The 14,125-nt window shown below is 70.4% G+C and carries 17 protein-coding genes and 1 tRNA gene; 17 read left to right on the top strand and 1 reads right to left on the bottom strand.

The window, feature by feature from the left end:
* Nucleotides 1-10: 10 nt before the first annotated feature.
* The 17 genes from VFL28_13970 (at nucleotide 11) to VFL28_13890 (ending at nucleotide 13,626) form a co-directional block, all read left to right on the top strand.
* Nucleotides 11-1,087: a polyprenyl synthetase family protein gene (locus tag VFL28_13970; GenBank protein HET7265767.1), complete on the top strand. Its 1,077-nt coding sequence runs from the start codon at nucleotides 11-13 to the stop codon at nucleotides 1,085-1,087.
* 69 nt (nucleotides 1,088-1,156) lie between these two features.
* Entirely contained in the window at nucleotides 1,157-1,345 is a 189-nt protein-coding gene (locus VFL28_13965) for a twin-arginine translocase TatA/TatE family subunit (protein HET7265766.1), read from the top strand.
* A gap of 113 nt (nucleotides 1,346-1,458) precedes the next feature.
* Nucleotides 1,459-1,731 carry a DUF4321 domain-containing protein gene (locus tag VFL28_13960; GenBank protein HET7265765.1) on the top strand — a complete coding sequence of 91 codons (273 nt, stop codon included), beginning with the start codon at nucleotides 1,459-1,461 and terminating at the stop codon, nucleotides 1,729-1,731.
* Between the two features lie 23 nt (nucleotides 1,732-1,754).
* A complete protein-coding gene (gene radC, locus VFL28_13955) occupies nucleotides 1,755-2,525 on the top strand; it encodes a DNA repair protein RadC (protein HET7265764.1) in 771 nt (256 codons plus the stop codon).
* A 63-nt stretch (nucleotides 2,526-2,588) separates the two neighbouring features.
* Nucleotides 2,589-3,623: a rod shape-determining protein gene (locus VFL28_13950; protein HET7265763.1), complete on the top strand. Its 1,035-nt coding sequence runs from the start codon at nucleotides 2,589-2,591 to the stop codon at nucleotides 3,621-3,623.
* A 1-nt stretch (nucleotide 3,624) separates the two neighbouring features.
* On the top strand, nucleotides 3,625-4,455 hold the full coding sequence (gene mreC, locus VFL28_13945) for a rod shape-determining protein MreC (GenBank protein HET7265762.1): 831 nt from the start codon (nucleotides 3,625-3,627) through the stop codon (nucleotides 4,453-4,455).
* Complete coding sequence (gene mreD, locus VFL28_13940; protein ID HET7265761.1) at nucleotides 4,455-4,964, top strand: rod shape-determining protein MreD; 510 nt, start codon at nucleotides 4,455-4,457, stop codon at nucleotides 4,962-4,964. Before mreC ends, mreD begins: the two co-directional genes overlap by 1 nt.
* Before the next feature lie 2 nt (nucleotides 4,965-4,966).
* Complete coding sequence (gene mrdA, locus VFL28_13935; protein ID HET7265760.1) at nucleotides 4,967-6,790, top strand: penicillin-binding protein 2; 1,824 nt, start codon at nucleotides 4,967-4,969, stop codon at nucleotides 6,788-6,790.
* Nucleotides 6,787-7,896, top strand: coding sequence for a rod shape-determining protein RodA (rodA, locus tag VFL28_13930; GenBank protein HET7265759.1), 1,110 nt, complete (start codon nucleotides 6,787-6,789; stop codon nucleotides 7,894-7,896). The genes mrdA and rodA overlap by 4 nt, the downstream gene beginning before the upstream one ends.
* A 13-nt stretch (nucleotides 7,897-7,909) precedes the next feature.
* Nucleotides 7,910-9,712, top strand: coding sequence for an Rne/Rng family ribonuclease (locus tag VFL28_13925; protein ID HET7265758.1), 1,803 nt, complete (start codon nucleotides 7,910-7,912; stop codon nucleotides 9,710-9,712).
* A gap of 80 nt (nucleotides 9,713-9,792) precedes the next feature.
* Entirely contained in the window at nucleotides 9,793-10,125 is a 333-nt protein-coding gene (gene rplU, locus VFL28_13920; GenBank protein ID HET7265757.1) for a 50S ribosomal protein L21, read from the top strand.
* On the top strand, nucleotides 10,115-10,375 hold the full coding sequence (gene rpmA / locus VFL28_13915) for a 50S ribosomal protein L27 (GenBank protein HET7265756.1): 261 nt from the start codon (nucleotides 10,115-10,117) through the stop codon (nucleotides 10,373-10,375). The genes rplU and rpmA overlap by 11 nt, the downstream gene beginning before the upstream one ends.
* Nucleotides 10,376-10,433: 58 nt before the next feature.
* A complete protein-coding gene (obgE, locus tag VFL28_13910) occupies nucleotides 10,434-11,555 on the top strand; it encodes a GTPase ObgE (GenBank protein ID HET7265755.1) in 1,122 nt (373 codons plus the stop codon).
* A 10-nt stretch (nucleotides 11,556-11,565) separates the two neighbouring features.
* The gene (gene nadD, locus VFL28_13905; GenBank protein HET7265754.1) at nucleotides 11,566-12,207 is read left to right on the top strand and encodes a nicotinate-nucleotide adenylyltransferase; all 642 of its coding nucleotides are present in this window, start codon (nucleotides 11,566-11,568) and stop codon (nucleotides 12,205-12,207) included.
* Nucleotides 12,207-12,545, top strand: a complete 339-nt coding sequence (rsfS, locus tag VFL28_13900) for a ribosome silencing factor (GenBank protein ID HET7265753.1) — start codon at nucleotides 12,207-12,209, stop codon at nucleotides 12,543-12,545. Before nadD ends, rsfS begins: the two co-directional genes overlap by 1 nt.
* A gap of 1 nt (nucleotide 12,546) precedes the next feature.
* A complete protein-coding gene (locus tag VFL28_13895) occupies nucleotides 12,547-13,458 on the top strand; it encodes a GNAT family N-acetyltransferase (protein ID HET7265752.1) in 912 nt (303 codons plus the stop codon).
* A gap of 93 nt (nucleotides 13,459-13,551) precedes the next feature.
* Nucleotides 13,552-13,626: transfer RNA gene (locus tag VFL28_13890), tRNA-Ala, on the top strand.
* A gap of 35 nt (nucleotides 13,627-13,661) precedes the next feature.
* Here VFL28_13890 and VFL28_13885 read toward each other — a convergent pair.
* Nucleotides 13,662-14,125, bottom strand: a 464-nt coding sequence (locus VFL28_13885; GenBank protein HET7265751.1) for a tyrosine-type recombinase/integrase, incomplete at its 5' end; no start/stop codon positions are given.

Raw genomic sequence — 14,125 nt, 5'->3', positions numbered from 1 at the left:
AGGCGCCGCCGTGACGCAGGTCGTGGCCCTGGAACGGATCTATGCGCCCGTGCGTCGCGACTTGGACGCGCTGGAGCGTGTGTTCCGCGCGGAACTCTCCACCGAAGACGCTTTCGTCGGCGAACTGGTGACCCACGTGCTCGCGAGTCGCGGCAAACTGCTGCGGCCCGCGCTCGCCTGCCTCTCGGCCGTGGCGTCCGGCGGCTCCGCGGCGCCCGACCCGGACCGGCTCGGCGTCGCCGGGGCCGTCGAGCTGATCCACGTCGCCTCGCTCATCCACGACGACGTCATTGACGCCGCGGATCTGCGGCGCGGCCAGGCCTCGGTGAACGCGGTATGGGGGAACCAGGTCGCGGTGCTGCTCGGCGACTTTCTCTTCGCGAAAGCGTTCCACATCCTTGCGCGGATCCGCACCGAGGGTGTCGCGGCCGCGATGGCGGCGGCGACGGTGCGCATGGCGAAAGCCGAGATTATCCAGATCAAGCACGGCAATACGCCGCACACCGACGAGGGAATCTACTACGGCATCATCGACGGCAAGACTGCGGCGCTGACCGAGGCCGCCTGCCGGTGCGGCGCCGTGACGGCCGGGGCGCCGGCGGATGCCACCGCCTCCCTCGCGGTCTTCGGCCTCGAGTGGGGCCTGGCGTTCCAGATCACGGACGACGCCCTCGACCTGACGGCGACCGCCGACCACGTCGGCAAGCCGATCGGGAGCGACATTCAGACCGGCAAGGTGACGCTGCCCATCATCTTCGCGCTGCGGGATGCGTCCGCGGCGGACGCGCGGCGCCTGCGCGAGATCCTCGACGCCGACGGGAGCCGCGCGCGGCCCGAGGCGGCCGCCCTGGCGCTGTCCGCGGCGGGACTGTCCGCGGGGCCCGAATCCGGACGCCCCCCGGCCGCGCCGCCGTCCCTCGACGAGGTCCAGGCCATTCTCGCCAGGACAGGCGCGATCGAGCGGGCGCTGGCCGTGGCGCGCGATCGTGCGCAGCGCGCGGCGCGTGCCCTCGACGGCCTGCCGCCGTCCGCGGCGCACGACAGCCTCGCCGCCCTTGTGGAGTTCGTGACCGTCCGGACCCGATGACGCGGGAACGCGTCTGTCTCCCCCGGCGTTTGTAGTGTATAATTCAGAGAGTCGAGCCGGAGGTGCACCATGGGTCCCAAGTTCTGGGAACTGATCATTGTGCTGGCGATCGTCATCCTGCTGTTTGGCCCGAGCCGGCTCGCGGGCCTGGGCGGCGCGGTCGGCAAGGCGATGCGGGAATTCAAGGAAGCGACGAAGCCGGAGGAGCCGAAGTCCCCGCCGGCCGGCCAGGGCGGCGGCGCAGGCACCAAGGCCTAAGCGATCGCGACGGCGCGTCCGGCGGGCGCCGGATGCCGAGGCGGACAGGCAAGGCGGGAGCGGCGGCGCGCCGCTCCTGTTTCGTTGGCGGGCCCCGGCGCACGAGGTGAAGGGTGGCGAGAGCGGCAAAGCGAACGTCGCGCGAACCGTGGTGGATCCTGGTCGTGGTCATCATCGCCGGCGCGATGCTCGGCAGCGTGATCGCGGACTCCCTCGGACAGTTCACCTACCTCGCGCCGCTCGGACACTCCGTCGCCGTCGGCGTCGATCCGCCGGTGACCCTCGACCTGCGCGTGCTCACGCTGACGCTCGGTTTCGTGATTCGATTGAACCTGGCCACGGTGCTTGGTATAATCGCGGCGATATACGTGTTCCGGTTGCTGTAGGCGTAAGGCACCGAGGGGGTGGAGTGTGCCCGGTAGGGCGCCGGCTCCGCCCCGTTTGTGTATGCGCGGCACGACGCAGGAGGACGGCCCTGGCGCGCATCAGGGATCTGCCGGACGAGCTGCGGCCGCGGGAACGGCTGCTGCGGCACGGCGCGGACGCGCTCAGCGCGGCAGAGCTCGTCGCGGTCCTGCTGCGGACGGGCTCGCCGACGCGAAGCGCCGTGGACGTAGCGGCGGATCTGATCGGGCGCCACGGCAGCCTGGCGCGGCTGGCCGCGGCGGGCGTGCGGGAATTGCGGGACGTGGACGGTGTCGGCGAGGTGAAGGCCCTCAACCTTCTCGCCGCCTTCGAGCTCGGTCGGCGCCTCGGCACCTTGCCCGCGCGGCAGCGGCCGCGCATCGAGGGGCCCGCCGACGCCGCGCGCCTGGTGATGGGGCGTCTCAGGTTCGCGGAAGCGGAGCGGTTTCTCGTGCTGCTGCTGAACACGCGGCACGAGGTGCTGGACACGGTGGAGGTGACGCGCGGGGGATTGGCGAGTTCGCCGGTCCATCCGCGCGAGGTGTTCAAGCCGGCGGTGCGGGAGGGCGCCGCCGCGGTCATTTTGGTCCACAATCACCCGTCGGGGGATCCCGCGCCGAGCCGGGCCGATTTGGCGGTCACGGCCCGCCTCTGTCGCGCGGCGACGGTCATGGGCATCCCGGTGCTGGACCACATGATCATCGGCGACGGCCGGTGGGTGAGCCTGCGGGAGCGCGGGGTGGTCTTCGAAGGGCCGCTGTCTGCCGACGCCTAACCTGGGCACAATAAGGAAGGCGTGGCCGGCCCCGGCACCAGACGGGGGAGGAGTGTGAGGGGAGTGCTCAACGGACTACTGACCCGGTTCACCCGGGACATGGGGGTCGACCTCGGTACCGCCAATACGCTCGTCTACGTTCGGCGGGAGGGCATTGTCCTGCGCGAGCCCTCGGTCGTCGCGCGCCGCGTGGACGGCGGAGAGGTGCTGGCGGTTGGCGACGAGGCCAAGAAGATGATCGGCCGGACGCCGGGCGACATCGTGGCCACCCGGCCGCTGCGCGACGGCGTAATCGCGGACTTCGACACGACGGCGTCGATGCTGGGGTACTTCATCCGCCGCGGGTCGCGGGGCCGCAGCCTGATGCGGCCCCGCGTGATCGTCGGGATTCCGAGCGGCGTCACGGAGGTCGAAAAGCGGGCGGTGATCGACGCGACGCTGCAGGCGGGTGCCCGCGAAGCCTATCTGATCGAAGAACCGATGGCCGCGGCGATCGGCGCCGGCCTGCCGGTCTCAGAGCCGGTGGGCAGCATGGTCGTCGACGTCGGCGGTGGAACCACGGAGGTCGCCGTCATCGCGCTCGGCGGCATCGTCACCGCGCGCAGCATCCGGATCGCCGGCGACGAGATGGACGAGGCGATTATCCAGTACGCGCGCAAGGCGTACAACCTCCTGATCGGCGAGCGGACCTCCGAGGACATCAAGATCAAGATCGGCTCCGCATATCCGCAGAAGGACGAGCAGTCCATCGAAGTGCGGGGCCGCGACCTGGTCTCGGGCCTGCCGCGTACCGTGCGCATGACCGGCAGCGAGATCCGCGAGGCGATGGCCGAGCCGATCGCGGCGATCGTCGAGGCGGTGAAGATGACGCTCGAGCGCACCCCGCCCGAGCTCGCCGCGGACATCGTGGACCGCGGGATCATCATGGCCGGCGGCGGCTCGCTGCTGCGCGGCCTCGACCGGCTGCTCAGCGAGGAGACCGGCATGCCGGTGATGCTGACGGAGGATCCGCTCAGCAGCGTCGTCCTCGGCACCGGCCGCGCGCTCGAGGAAATCGAAACGCTCAAGAAGGTGCTCATCACGAGCAAGAAGATGTAGCGTGTTTCCGTCGCCCGCACTCGCCCGCCGCCGGCTCCTCGTGTGGAGTCTGCTCTGCATCGTCGCCCTCGTGATCCTCACGGCGCAGATGCGGTCCCCGGACGGGCGGCGGATCGGCTGGCTCGGCACCGCGCTCGAGGCCGTGCTGGCGCCGCCGGCAGTGGCGCTCGCCAAGGTGAGCGGCGCGTTTGCCGACGCGTGGGGTTTCATCTCCGAAATCGGTACCCTCCGGACCGAAAACCAACGTCTCTCCGCCGAAGTCGCGCGGCTGCGCGAAGAGAATGCACGCCTCAGGCCCGACGCCCAGGAGAACGGGCGCCTGCGTGCCCTCCTCGGGTTCAAGCAGCAACTGCCGTACCGCTCGCTCGCGGCGCGGATCGTCGGCCGCGACCCCAGCCAGTGGTTCAGCACGGTCCTCGTCGACCGCGGCGCGTCCGAGGGCGTCGCGCGGGACGATCCCGTGATCACGAGCGACGGCGTCGTCGGCCACGTCATCGAGACCGCGGGTTCGTGGGCGCGCGTGCTGCTCGTTGCCGATCCCCGCAGCGCGGTGAGCGTGGTGTTGGACCGGTCCCGCGAGGCGGGCGTCGTGGTCGGGCAGGGCCAGACCGATCTCAAGGTGACGTATCTGTCGCGCGAGGCCGACGTGCGGGCGGGCGACCTTCTCCTGACCTCGGGACTCGGCCCGATCTACCCGAAAGGGCTGCCGGTCGGCAGGATTGTGAGCGTCTCGCGCGCGACGATGTTCCAGGACGCGGTCGTGCGGCCGACGTCCGACCTCGGGCACCTCGAGGACGTCCTCATTGTGCTGCGCCGGGGGCCTGGCGGCTGATGCGCTTCCTCGTCTACGCCGTCTGCGCGGCGGCCGGCACGGTCCTCCAGACCGCGTGGCTGACGTACCTGCCGCTGTTCGGCGGCATCGCGGATCCGCTCGTGCCGCTCGTCATGACGGTCGGGCTTCTCCACGGCTCCGAGGAAGGGGCGGTGGTCGGGGCCGGTATCGGCTTGTTCCACGACGTGATGTCGGGGTCGCCGCTCGGGCTCGGCATGGCCGCGGGGGTGTGCGTCGGGTTCGCCGCGGGACTCGGCGAGCGCAACCTGTCGCTCGAGAGCGCGTGGCTGCCGGCCGCCGGCGGGGCGCTCGTCTCGGTGCTCGCCGGCGCCGTGACGCTGATCGGGGCGCATCTCGTCGGGGTCGCGCCGCAGCCGCTGCCCGAAGCCGCGCGCGCCGTGCTCGGGAGCGCGTGCTATAATGGCGTCATCGCCGTGCCTATTTTCCACGGACTGCGCCGGCTGGACACCGCGGTTGTCCGGCTGTACGAGCGGTCTCACCCCGCGTAATCATGGACCGGGACGCTTTCGAACGCCGCCTCGCCGCGATGGTTGTGGTTGTCGCGGCGATGCTGGCCGTCCTCGTTGTCCGCCTCTGGCAGGTTCAGATCGTCCAGGGCGACTACTACCTCAAGCTGTCTGAAGAAAACCGGCTGCGGGTGACGCCGCTTGCGGCGCCCCGGGGCGCGCTCGTCGACCGCCGCGGCCGCACGCTCGTCGCCAACCGCCCCGCGTTCACGGTGGCGCTCCTGCCGCTCGAGGTGCGCCACCCGCGTGCGGAGGCCCAGGCGGTCGGCAAGATCCTCGGCATGGACCCGGCGGACATCCTGACGCGCCTTGCCGCCGGACGCGACCGCCCGTTCGAGCCGGTCCGCCTCAAGCGCGATGTGCCTAAAGAGATCATCGGGGCGATCGAGGAGGGCCAGATCGACCTGCCGGGCGTCCTGGTCGAGGTCGAGCCGGTCCGCCAGTACGTCTACAAGACGCTGGCGGCGCAAATCTTCGGGTACGTCGGCGAGATCAGTGATCAGGAACTGAAACGCCTGCATTCGGCCGGGTACGAGATGGGCGACCTGATCGGCAAAGAAGGCATCGAAGAGACCTACGACGCCTATATCCGCGGCCGGAACGGCCAGCTACAGGCCGAGGTCGACGCGCAGGGCCGGATGGTTCGCGCGCTGGGCACCGTGCCCGCCGTTCCGGGCGACGAGGTCGTCCTCGGCATCGACCTTGCCGTGCAGCAGGTCGCCGAGGCCGGACTCGGCGATCGGCCGGGCATCGTCGTGGCGATGGATCCGCGGGACGGAACGATCGTCGCGATGGTCAGCCATCCCGCGTTTGATCCGAACGTGTTTTCGGGCGGCATCAAGGCGAGCGATTGGAACGCGCTCCTCAAGGACCCGGCGCGTCCGCTGCTCGACCGCGTGATCCAAGGCGCGTACCCGCCCGGCTCCGTGTTCAAGGTCGTCACGGCGTCGGCGGCGCTGCAGATGGGGCTCGTGACGCCCGACACGGGCTTCTACTCGCCGGGATACTACAACCTCGGCGGCTGGACGTTCCACGAGTGGAAGGCGCTCGGCCACGTCAACTTCATCGACGCGATCGCCCAGTCGTGCGACGCCTGCTTCTACGACCTGGCCCGCCGCGCCGGCCCGAACGCCGTCGCCAAGTTCGCGCGGACGTACGGCCTCGGTTCGCCGACGGGCGTGGACCTGCCGAACGAGGGCGACGGCGTCATCCCCGACCCGGCGTGGAAGAAGCGCGCCTGGAAGCAGGACTGGTTCGGCGGGGACACGCTCAACATGGGCATCGGCCAGGGCTATGTGCTCACGACGCCGCTGCAGATCGCGCGCATGATGGCCGCGGTCGCCAACGGCGGTACGCTCGTCACGCCGCACGTCGTGACCGAAATCCGGACGCCCGGGGGCCGCAGCGTGGCCCGGATCGCGCCACCGCCCGGGGGCCGCATCGACGTGACCCAGCACACGCTCGACATCGTGCGCGAAGGGTTGACGGCGGTGGTGGAGCGGGGCACCGGCACCGCGCTTCAGATGCCCGGCTTTACCGCGGCCGGCAAGACGGGCACCGCGGAAGCGTCGCACGGCAAGCCGTATGCGTGGTTTGCCGCGTACGCGCCGGCCGACGCGCCGCGGCTCGTCGTCGTGGCGATGGTGGAGAACGCCGGTTTCGGCGCCGAGAACGCCCTGCCGGTCGTCAAGCAGGTCTTCCAAGCATGGCTCGCCGAGGAGCAGGGACGCACGGTCCCCGCACCGCCGAGTCAGCCGGCGCCGCCGGGCGCCGCGCCCGCCGATCCTCGGGAGATAACCGGCCGGTGAGCATCGGACTCGACCGCCGGGTCGTTCGCTACCTCGATCCGTATCTGCTCGGCTCGACGCTGTTGCTCTGCCTCTTCGGCCTTGTGATGGTGTACAGCACGACGCACTACGGGCCGCACCCGCTGGTGTACGTGCGCAGTCAGGTGCTGCACCTCGTCGTCGGCGTGGTGATCGCGGGGGGCATTCTCGCCGTCGATTACCGCTCGTTCGCGTCCGGCGCGCGCGCGCTCTACATTGTAAACCTGGTGCTGCTCGCGGCCGTCCTCGTCGCCGGCCGGTCGAGCCTCGGCGCGCAGCGGTGGATCCCGCTCGGGCCGCTCGGTCAGTTCCAGCCGTCCGAGTTCGCGAAGCTCGCGATCGTCGTCACCCTCGCGCGACACCTCACCGACCGGCCGGGGCCGTACGAGTCGGTCCGCGACCTGCTGCCATTCCTCGCGCACATCGCGATCCCGATGATCCTGATTTTTCGGCAGCCCGACCTCGGCACCGCGATGGTCTACGGCGCGATCTTCGCCGGCATGCTCTACGCCGGCGGGGCGCGGCGGCGCGACCTCGCGCTCATCGGCGTCGCGGGCGCGGCGGTGACGCCGCTGGCCTGGCACATCCTGAAGGCGTATCAGCGCCGGCGGCTTCTGTCGTTCCTCGACCCCTCGCTCGATCCGCTCGGATCGGGGTACGGCATCATCCAGTCGAAGATCGCCGTCGGCAGCGGTCTGCTGTGGGGCAAGGGACTGTTCGCGGGCACCCAGAACGTGCTGCAGTTCGTGCCGGAGCACCACACCGACTTCATCTTCTCGGTCGTGGGCGAGGAGCTCGGGTTCATCGGTTGCGTGGCGCTGCTCGCGCTGTTCTACGTGTGGCTGGTGCGCGGCGTGCGCACGGCGTCGGTCGCGCGCGACCGGTTCGGCGCGCTCGTCGCGGTGGGGATCGTGTCCATGGTCGCCTTCCACGTCTTCGTCAACGTCGGGATGACGGTCGGGATCATGCCGATCACCGGCATTCCGCTGCCGTTCATCAGCTACGGCGGCAGCGCCCTCATGACGATGATCTGGGCGGTGGCGCTGCTGCTGAACGTCGGGATGCGTCGGCAGAAGATTCTCTTCTAGCACTGGAGCGGGAATGGCCAAAGAGATCATCGCCAACGTCGAACCGTTTGAAGTGCGCGTGGCCGTCGTCGAAGACGGCGTCGTCGTCGGTATCCTGATCGAGCGCGGCGAGCCGCTGGCCGGCAACATCTACAAGGGCCGCGTGGCGAGCGTACTGCCGGGCATGGAGGCCGCGTTCGTGGACGTCGGGCTCGACCGCAACGCGTTCCTGCACCTCTCTGACATCCGCACCCGCCGCATCACCGCGTTCGGCGCGACCGAGGAGATCGAGGACCACATCGGCCGGGGTGCGGCGATCGCCGAGCGGGTGCGCGTCGGTCAGGAGATCCTCGTGCAGGTCACCAAGGAGCCGCGCGGCAGCAAGGGGGCGCGGGCGACAACCTACGTGGCGCTGCCGGGGCACTACCTCGTGCTTACGCCGACCGTGCCCGGCATCGGCGTCAGCCGCAAGATCGGCGACGAGCAGGAGCGGCGACGCCTCCGCGCGATCGCCGACCGCCTCCGGCCCGAGGGCATGGGGCTCATCGTGCGGACCGCCGCGGAAGGCGTGGCGGAGAAGGACCTCGCCGACGACGTCCGCTTTCTGCTGCAGTTGTGGGGCGGCGTCGCCGGCCGCGCGCGCGACGCCCGCGCGCCGGCGCTCCTCTATCAGGACCTCGGCCTGATCCGCCGGGTCGTGCGCGATCTCTTCACCGGCGAGGTCCAGCGTTTTGTGCTCGACTCGCCGGACGAATGGCGGCGGGTCCGCGAACTGATCGGTACCTTCAGTCCGGCGCTCGCCGGCCGCGTGCAGCTGCACGAGGGCCCGGCGCCGATCTTCGAGGGTCACCACGTCGAGCGCGAGATCGAGCGGGCGCTTCACCGCAAGGTCTGGCTGAAGAGCGGCGGCTACCTCGTGTTCGACCGGACGGAGGCGGCGACCGTCATCGACGTCAACACCGGCAAGTACGTCGGGAAGACCGACCTCGCGAGCACGATCCTCAAGACGAACATCGAGGCGGCGCGGGAGATCGCGCGGCAGATCCGGCTGCGGGACATTGGCGGCATCATCCTGATCGACTTCATCGACATGGAGTCCCTGCAGCACCGGCGGGCTGTCCTCGACGCGCTCGGCGACGCGGTCCGCGCCGACCGGACGAAGATCCACATCATCGACCTCACCGGCCTCGGGCTCGTCGAGATGACGCGGAAGCGCGTCTACCAGGACCTCGAGGAGCTGATGCGGATTCCGTGCCCGTACTGCGAAGGTCGCGGCCGGGTCCTCTCGCCGCGCAGCGTCGCGGTGCGCGCGCGGCGTGAACTGCGGCGGCTCGCGCAGACCGCGCGGGCGGCCTGCGTCGTCGCCGAGGTGCACCCCGACGTCGCGGTCCTGCTCGAAGAGGACCCGGCGTGGCGGCGGGCGCTCGAACAGGCCACCGGCAAGCGCGTCCTCGTGCTGCCGCGGCCGGGCATCCATCTCGACCGCGCGGTGGTCCGGCAGGCCGATACCCCGGAAGCCGCCGCGCGGCAGGCGGCCCAGGGCGACGGCGCGGGCGAGGCGATTTGGCTCGATCCCGTGCGCGGCGAGCCGCTCAACGTGCCGGACGACGAGACCGTCGACGCGCGGATGCTGCGCCCGATCGAAGCGTCCCGTCCCGGCGTGCTCGTACGGCTTTGGGCCTGGGTGCGGGGCCGGCGTCCCGAACGTGAGCCGTCGCCCCCCCCGATCGAAGCCGCTCCGCTGCCGCTCATGTCGCCGAACGGGCCGGCGCGGCCGCGGCGCCGCGGGCGGGGGAGGGGCGGCCGCCGCCGGCGTCCCGCCGAGGAGCGGTCGTAGGGGCGACGTCATTTGACACCATTTGATTGTCAATGGTAGGATTTCGTGGTGCCTACGAACGTTACGATGGGGGACTAAGTATGTACGCGGTCATCGATCGAGGCGGAAAGCAGATGCGCGTCGAGCAGGGCCAGGTCGTGGACGTGGACCGGCTGTCCGCGGACAAGGGGGCCGAGGTTGTGTTGGGCCGAGTCCTGATGGTCGTGGACGCCGACAACGTGCAGTGCGGCACGCCGGTGGTCGAGGGCGCGCAGGTCATGGCCAAGGTGCTGTCGCACGGACGGATGCGCAAGGTGACGGTCGGCAAGTTTCGGCCGAAGAAGCATTACCGCCGCAGGGTCGGGCACCGGCAGCCGCTCAGTCGCGTGCGGATCGAGCGGATCGAGTTGGGAGGTGCCCGCCGTGGCGCATAAGAAAGGCGGCAGCAGTTCTCGGAACGGACGTGACAGCAACGCGCAGCGGCTCGGGATCAAGCGGTTCGCCGGCGAGACGGTGTCCGCCGGCAGCGTGCTCGTGCGCCAGCGCGGCACCCGCTACCGTCCCGGGGAAAACGTGGGGATCGGCCGGGACGACACGCTATTCGCGCTCGCCGGCGGCGTGGTGCGGTTCGAGCGGCGCGGCCGCGACGGCCGCCAGGTTTCGGTCTACCCGGCCGGCGCCTAACGGCGGAGACGAGCCGTGAGGCCCCGGACGCAGCGCGTCCGGGGCCTCGTCATTGGCGATGTTCATTGATCGGGCGGCGATCCAGGTGAAGGCGGGCGGCGGCGGCAACGGCGTCGTTGCCTTCCGGCGCGAGAAATACGTGCCGAAGGGGGGTCCGTCCGGCGGAGACGGCGGCCGCGGCGGCGACGTGATCCTGCGCGTCGACCCGAACCTGAACACGCTCCTGCCGTTTCGCTACCGGCGGCTCTTCCGCGCGACGCGCGGCGCCCACGGCGAAGGCTCGCGCCGCAGCGGCCGGGCCGGCCGGGACGCGGTAGTCGCCGTCCCGCCCGGGACCATCGTCGTCGATGCCGCCACCGGCGACGTCGTCGCAGACCTCGTCCGGCCCGGGGACCGGGTCGTCGTGGCGCGCGGCGGCCGCGGCGGCCGCGGCAACGCGCACTTCGCGACGCCGACGCATCGGGCGCCGCGCCGGGCCGAGCCCGGCGAGCCCGGCCAGGAGCGCGCGCTGCGGCTCGAACTGCGCCTCCTAGCCGACGTCGGCCTCGTCGGACTGCCGAACGCCGGGAAGTCGTCGCTGCTCGCCCGCATCTCGGCGGCGCGGCCCAAGATCGCGGACTACCCGTTTACGACGACGGAGCCGATGCTGGGCGTGGTGCCCCTGCCCGATGCCGACGGTATCGTCGTTGCCGACATCCCGGGCCTCATCGAGGGCGCGCACCGCGGCGCGGGGCTGGGACATGAATTCCTCCGACACATCGACCGGACGCGTGTGCTGGTGCATCTCGTGGACCTCAGCGCCCCTGATCCGGAGGCGGCGGTGGCGACAGTGACGCGTGAACTCGCGCAATACGCGCCGGCGCTCGTCGGGCGGCCGACGCTCGTTGCCGGCAACAAGATCGACCTTCCCGAAGCGCGCGCGCGCGCGGATGCTTTTGTCGCGTCCGCGGCGGCGCAGGGCCGTCCCGCGGTGGCGATCTCGGCGGCGACGGGAGAGGGCATTCCGGCGCTTGTCGCGGCGATGCTGCGGTTGCTGCGCGCGGCGGCTCCGCCGGAAACCGGCCGGCGCGACGCCTTGCCGGAGGAGGGCATCGGCGTGGCCGAGAACCTCGCCTCTGATGCCCGTACGGCCGAGACCGGCGCACGGAAGCGTAAAGCGGCGGGGGGTGGCCGTGGGTAGGGTCGGGATCATGGGCGGCACGTTCGATCCCGTCCACTACGGTCACTTGGTAACCGCGGACGAAGCACGCTGGCGGTTCGGCCTGAGCGCCGTGATCTTCGTGCCGAACCGCCATCCGCCCCACAAAGATCCGCGCGATGTCTCCCAGCCGGAAGATCGCTACCTGATGACATTTCTCGCGACCGTCACGAATCCGGCTTTCTCCGTGTCGCGGCTCGAGATCGAGCGGCCCGGGCCCTCGTACACGGTCGATACGATCCAGGAGCTGCGCCGGCAGTATCCCGACGCGGACCTCTACTACATCACCGGCGCGGATGCGCTCGGGCAAATCCTTCGCGGCGAATGGCGCGAGACCGCGAAGTTGCTCGAATTGTGCCAGTTCATTGCCGCCAACCGTCCGGGCTACCACCTCGATCCGGAGGCGTGGTCATCGATCCCGGCGCCGCTGCGGGCGCATCTGCACAACGTGCACGCACTCGAGATCCCGGCGATGGCGATCAGCAGCACCGATATTCGGGCCCGCGTGCGCGGGGGGCGTCCGATCCGGTATCTTGTGCCGGAAGCGGTCGAAGGCTACATCGTGAAGCACCGCCTGTACACCAGGGCGCGGACTCCGGCCGGGGCGGACGCCGAGGGGGGCGGGGGCGCCTAGTGGATTCACGCGGCAAGGCGCTGCTGGCCGCGGACGCCGCGGAGTCCAAGCTGGCCGGTGACGTGATCGTCCTCGACCTTCAGGAACACACGCCGGTCACCGACTACTTCGTCATCGCGAGCGGCACCACGCGCGTGCAGATTCGGGCGATCACCGAGGCGGTCGAAGAGGCGATGAAAGACGCCGGCGTGCCGAAACCGCGCGCGGAAGGCCGCGATGACGGCCGGTGGGTGCTGCTGGACTTCGGTGACGTGGTCGTGCACGTGATGAACCCCCGCGAGCGCGAATACTACAACCTCGAGCGCCTCTGGGGCGACACGCCGATCCTCGAGCGGTGAAATGCTGTTGACGCTGCGCCCCGCGGAGTCCGGCGACGCGGAGACGATTCTGCGTCTGTACGAGGGTGTCTACCACGGCGGCTACTCCGCGTGCTTCGGCCGCTACGGCATCCTCGGCCCTAAGGACGTCTGGTGGATCCAGTCCGAGAAAGACGTCGTGGTGTTGGAGTTGAACCGCGAGCCGGCCGGCCTGCTGGTGTTCGGCCGGGACAAAAACCGCTTGCTCGCGGAAGAAGTGCTGCTGTTGCCGGACGCCCTGCGGCAGGCTCCGACCGCGCAGGCGCTGCGGACCGTGGTGGACCGCGTCGACGCCGAGCTCAGCCGCCGTTTCCAGGAGGCGCGGCAGGACCGGCTGCGCCTGCGCACGGCGGAGCGCAATCCGCTCGGCATGCGGCTCATCGTCACCGGCCAATTCACGATCGCGGACGCGCTCGTCGTCTCGAGCCTCGATCTGCCGTCCGCCGCCGCGGGCGCCGAACCGGCGCCCGACGTCGGTACGATTCCCGAGGGCTACGTCGTGCGCCGGGCGTTCGCCGGACAGGATGAGGAGGTCGTCGCGCAGCTCGACGAGGAGTGTCTCGGTGGTCGGGCGGAGCGCCACGAGCTCGCGCACCACCTCGGCGGCCGGGACGTTCGGACATTTCTCGCCACCCGCGACGGCTACCCGGTCGGCTATGTGGTGGCGGCCGCCCGCGACAACGTCGGGGAGTGGCGGCTCGGCGTGCGTGAGACGCACCGCCGCCGCGGGGTCGGAACCGTGCTCGCGCGCACGGCGCTAGCGGCCCTCGGCGCGCGCGGCGTCCACATGGTGGTCGGTACGCATTGGGCCGGGGACGTCGTCGCGGAGGCGTTCGGGTCGGCGCTCGGCTTCACGACCGAGCGCGTCTACCTCTACGCTGAACGGCCGCTCTGACTCGCGTCCCGTTCACACGGCGCTCACCCGGGGCGGGCGTAGACCGCTTCGCGGTGGTTCGTTATAATACGCTTTGTCCCGTACGGTTCGCGCGGGCCTGTAGCTCAGCGGGAGAGCGCCTCTTTGGCGTAGAGGAGGTCGAGGGTTCAATTCCCTCCAGGTCCACCACCTGAAAGCAAGGCGTGGCGCGGGTTTCAGCGGTTTCAGTGCGCCGTCGCCTCGCCGCTTGGAACCGGAGTTTTCACTAGCAATTCATTAGCAATCGCCGCGACCTGTTCTTGAGCCGCCGGGTCCGCGTGGATGTAGCGGTCCTGCGTGAACGATGCCCGGCTGTGTCCGAGCCGGTCTGCGATGTGGCGGGCGTCGATATGCTGCGCGTTCAGGAACGTCGCCTGAAGATGCCTCAAATCGTGCAGCCGGAAGCGCGGCAGTTTGAGACGCGTCAGCCGATCAAAGTGGTCGCGATTCCTGAGATTGCTCGGATTGAGCGGACGGCCCCGGTCGCCTACGAACAGCAATCCGGCATCACGATACTTCGGGCCAAGTTTGAGGCGCCGTTCATGCTTCCACAAGAGCGCCAGGCGGATCGCTTCAATCGCTTCAACGGGAAGGAGCACGGTCCGCCGTCCGCGCTTGGTTTTCGGCTGCCCATACGCGGGATTGCGGC

The sequence above is a fragment of the bacterium genome (assembly GCA_035691305.1).
Taxonomy (GTDB): Bacteria; Sysuimicrobiota; Sysuimicrobiia; order Sysuimicrobiales; family Segetimicrobiaceae; genus DASSJF01.
The sequence above is the reverse complement of the archived record's forward strand: the minus strand, read 5'-3'. Positions and strand labels throughout refer to the sequence as shown.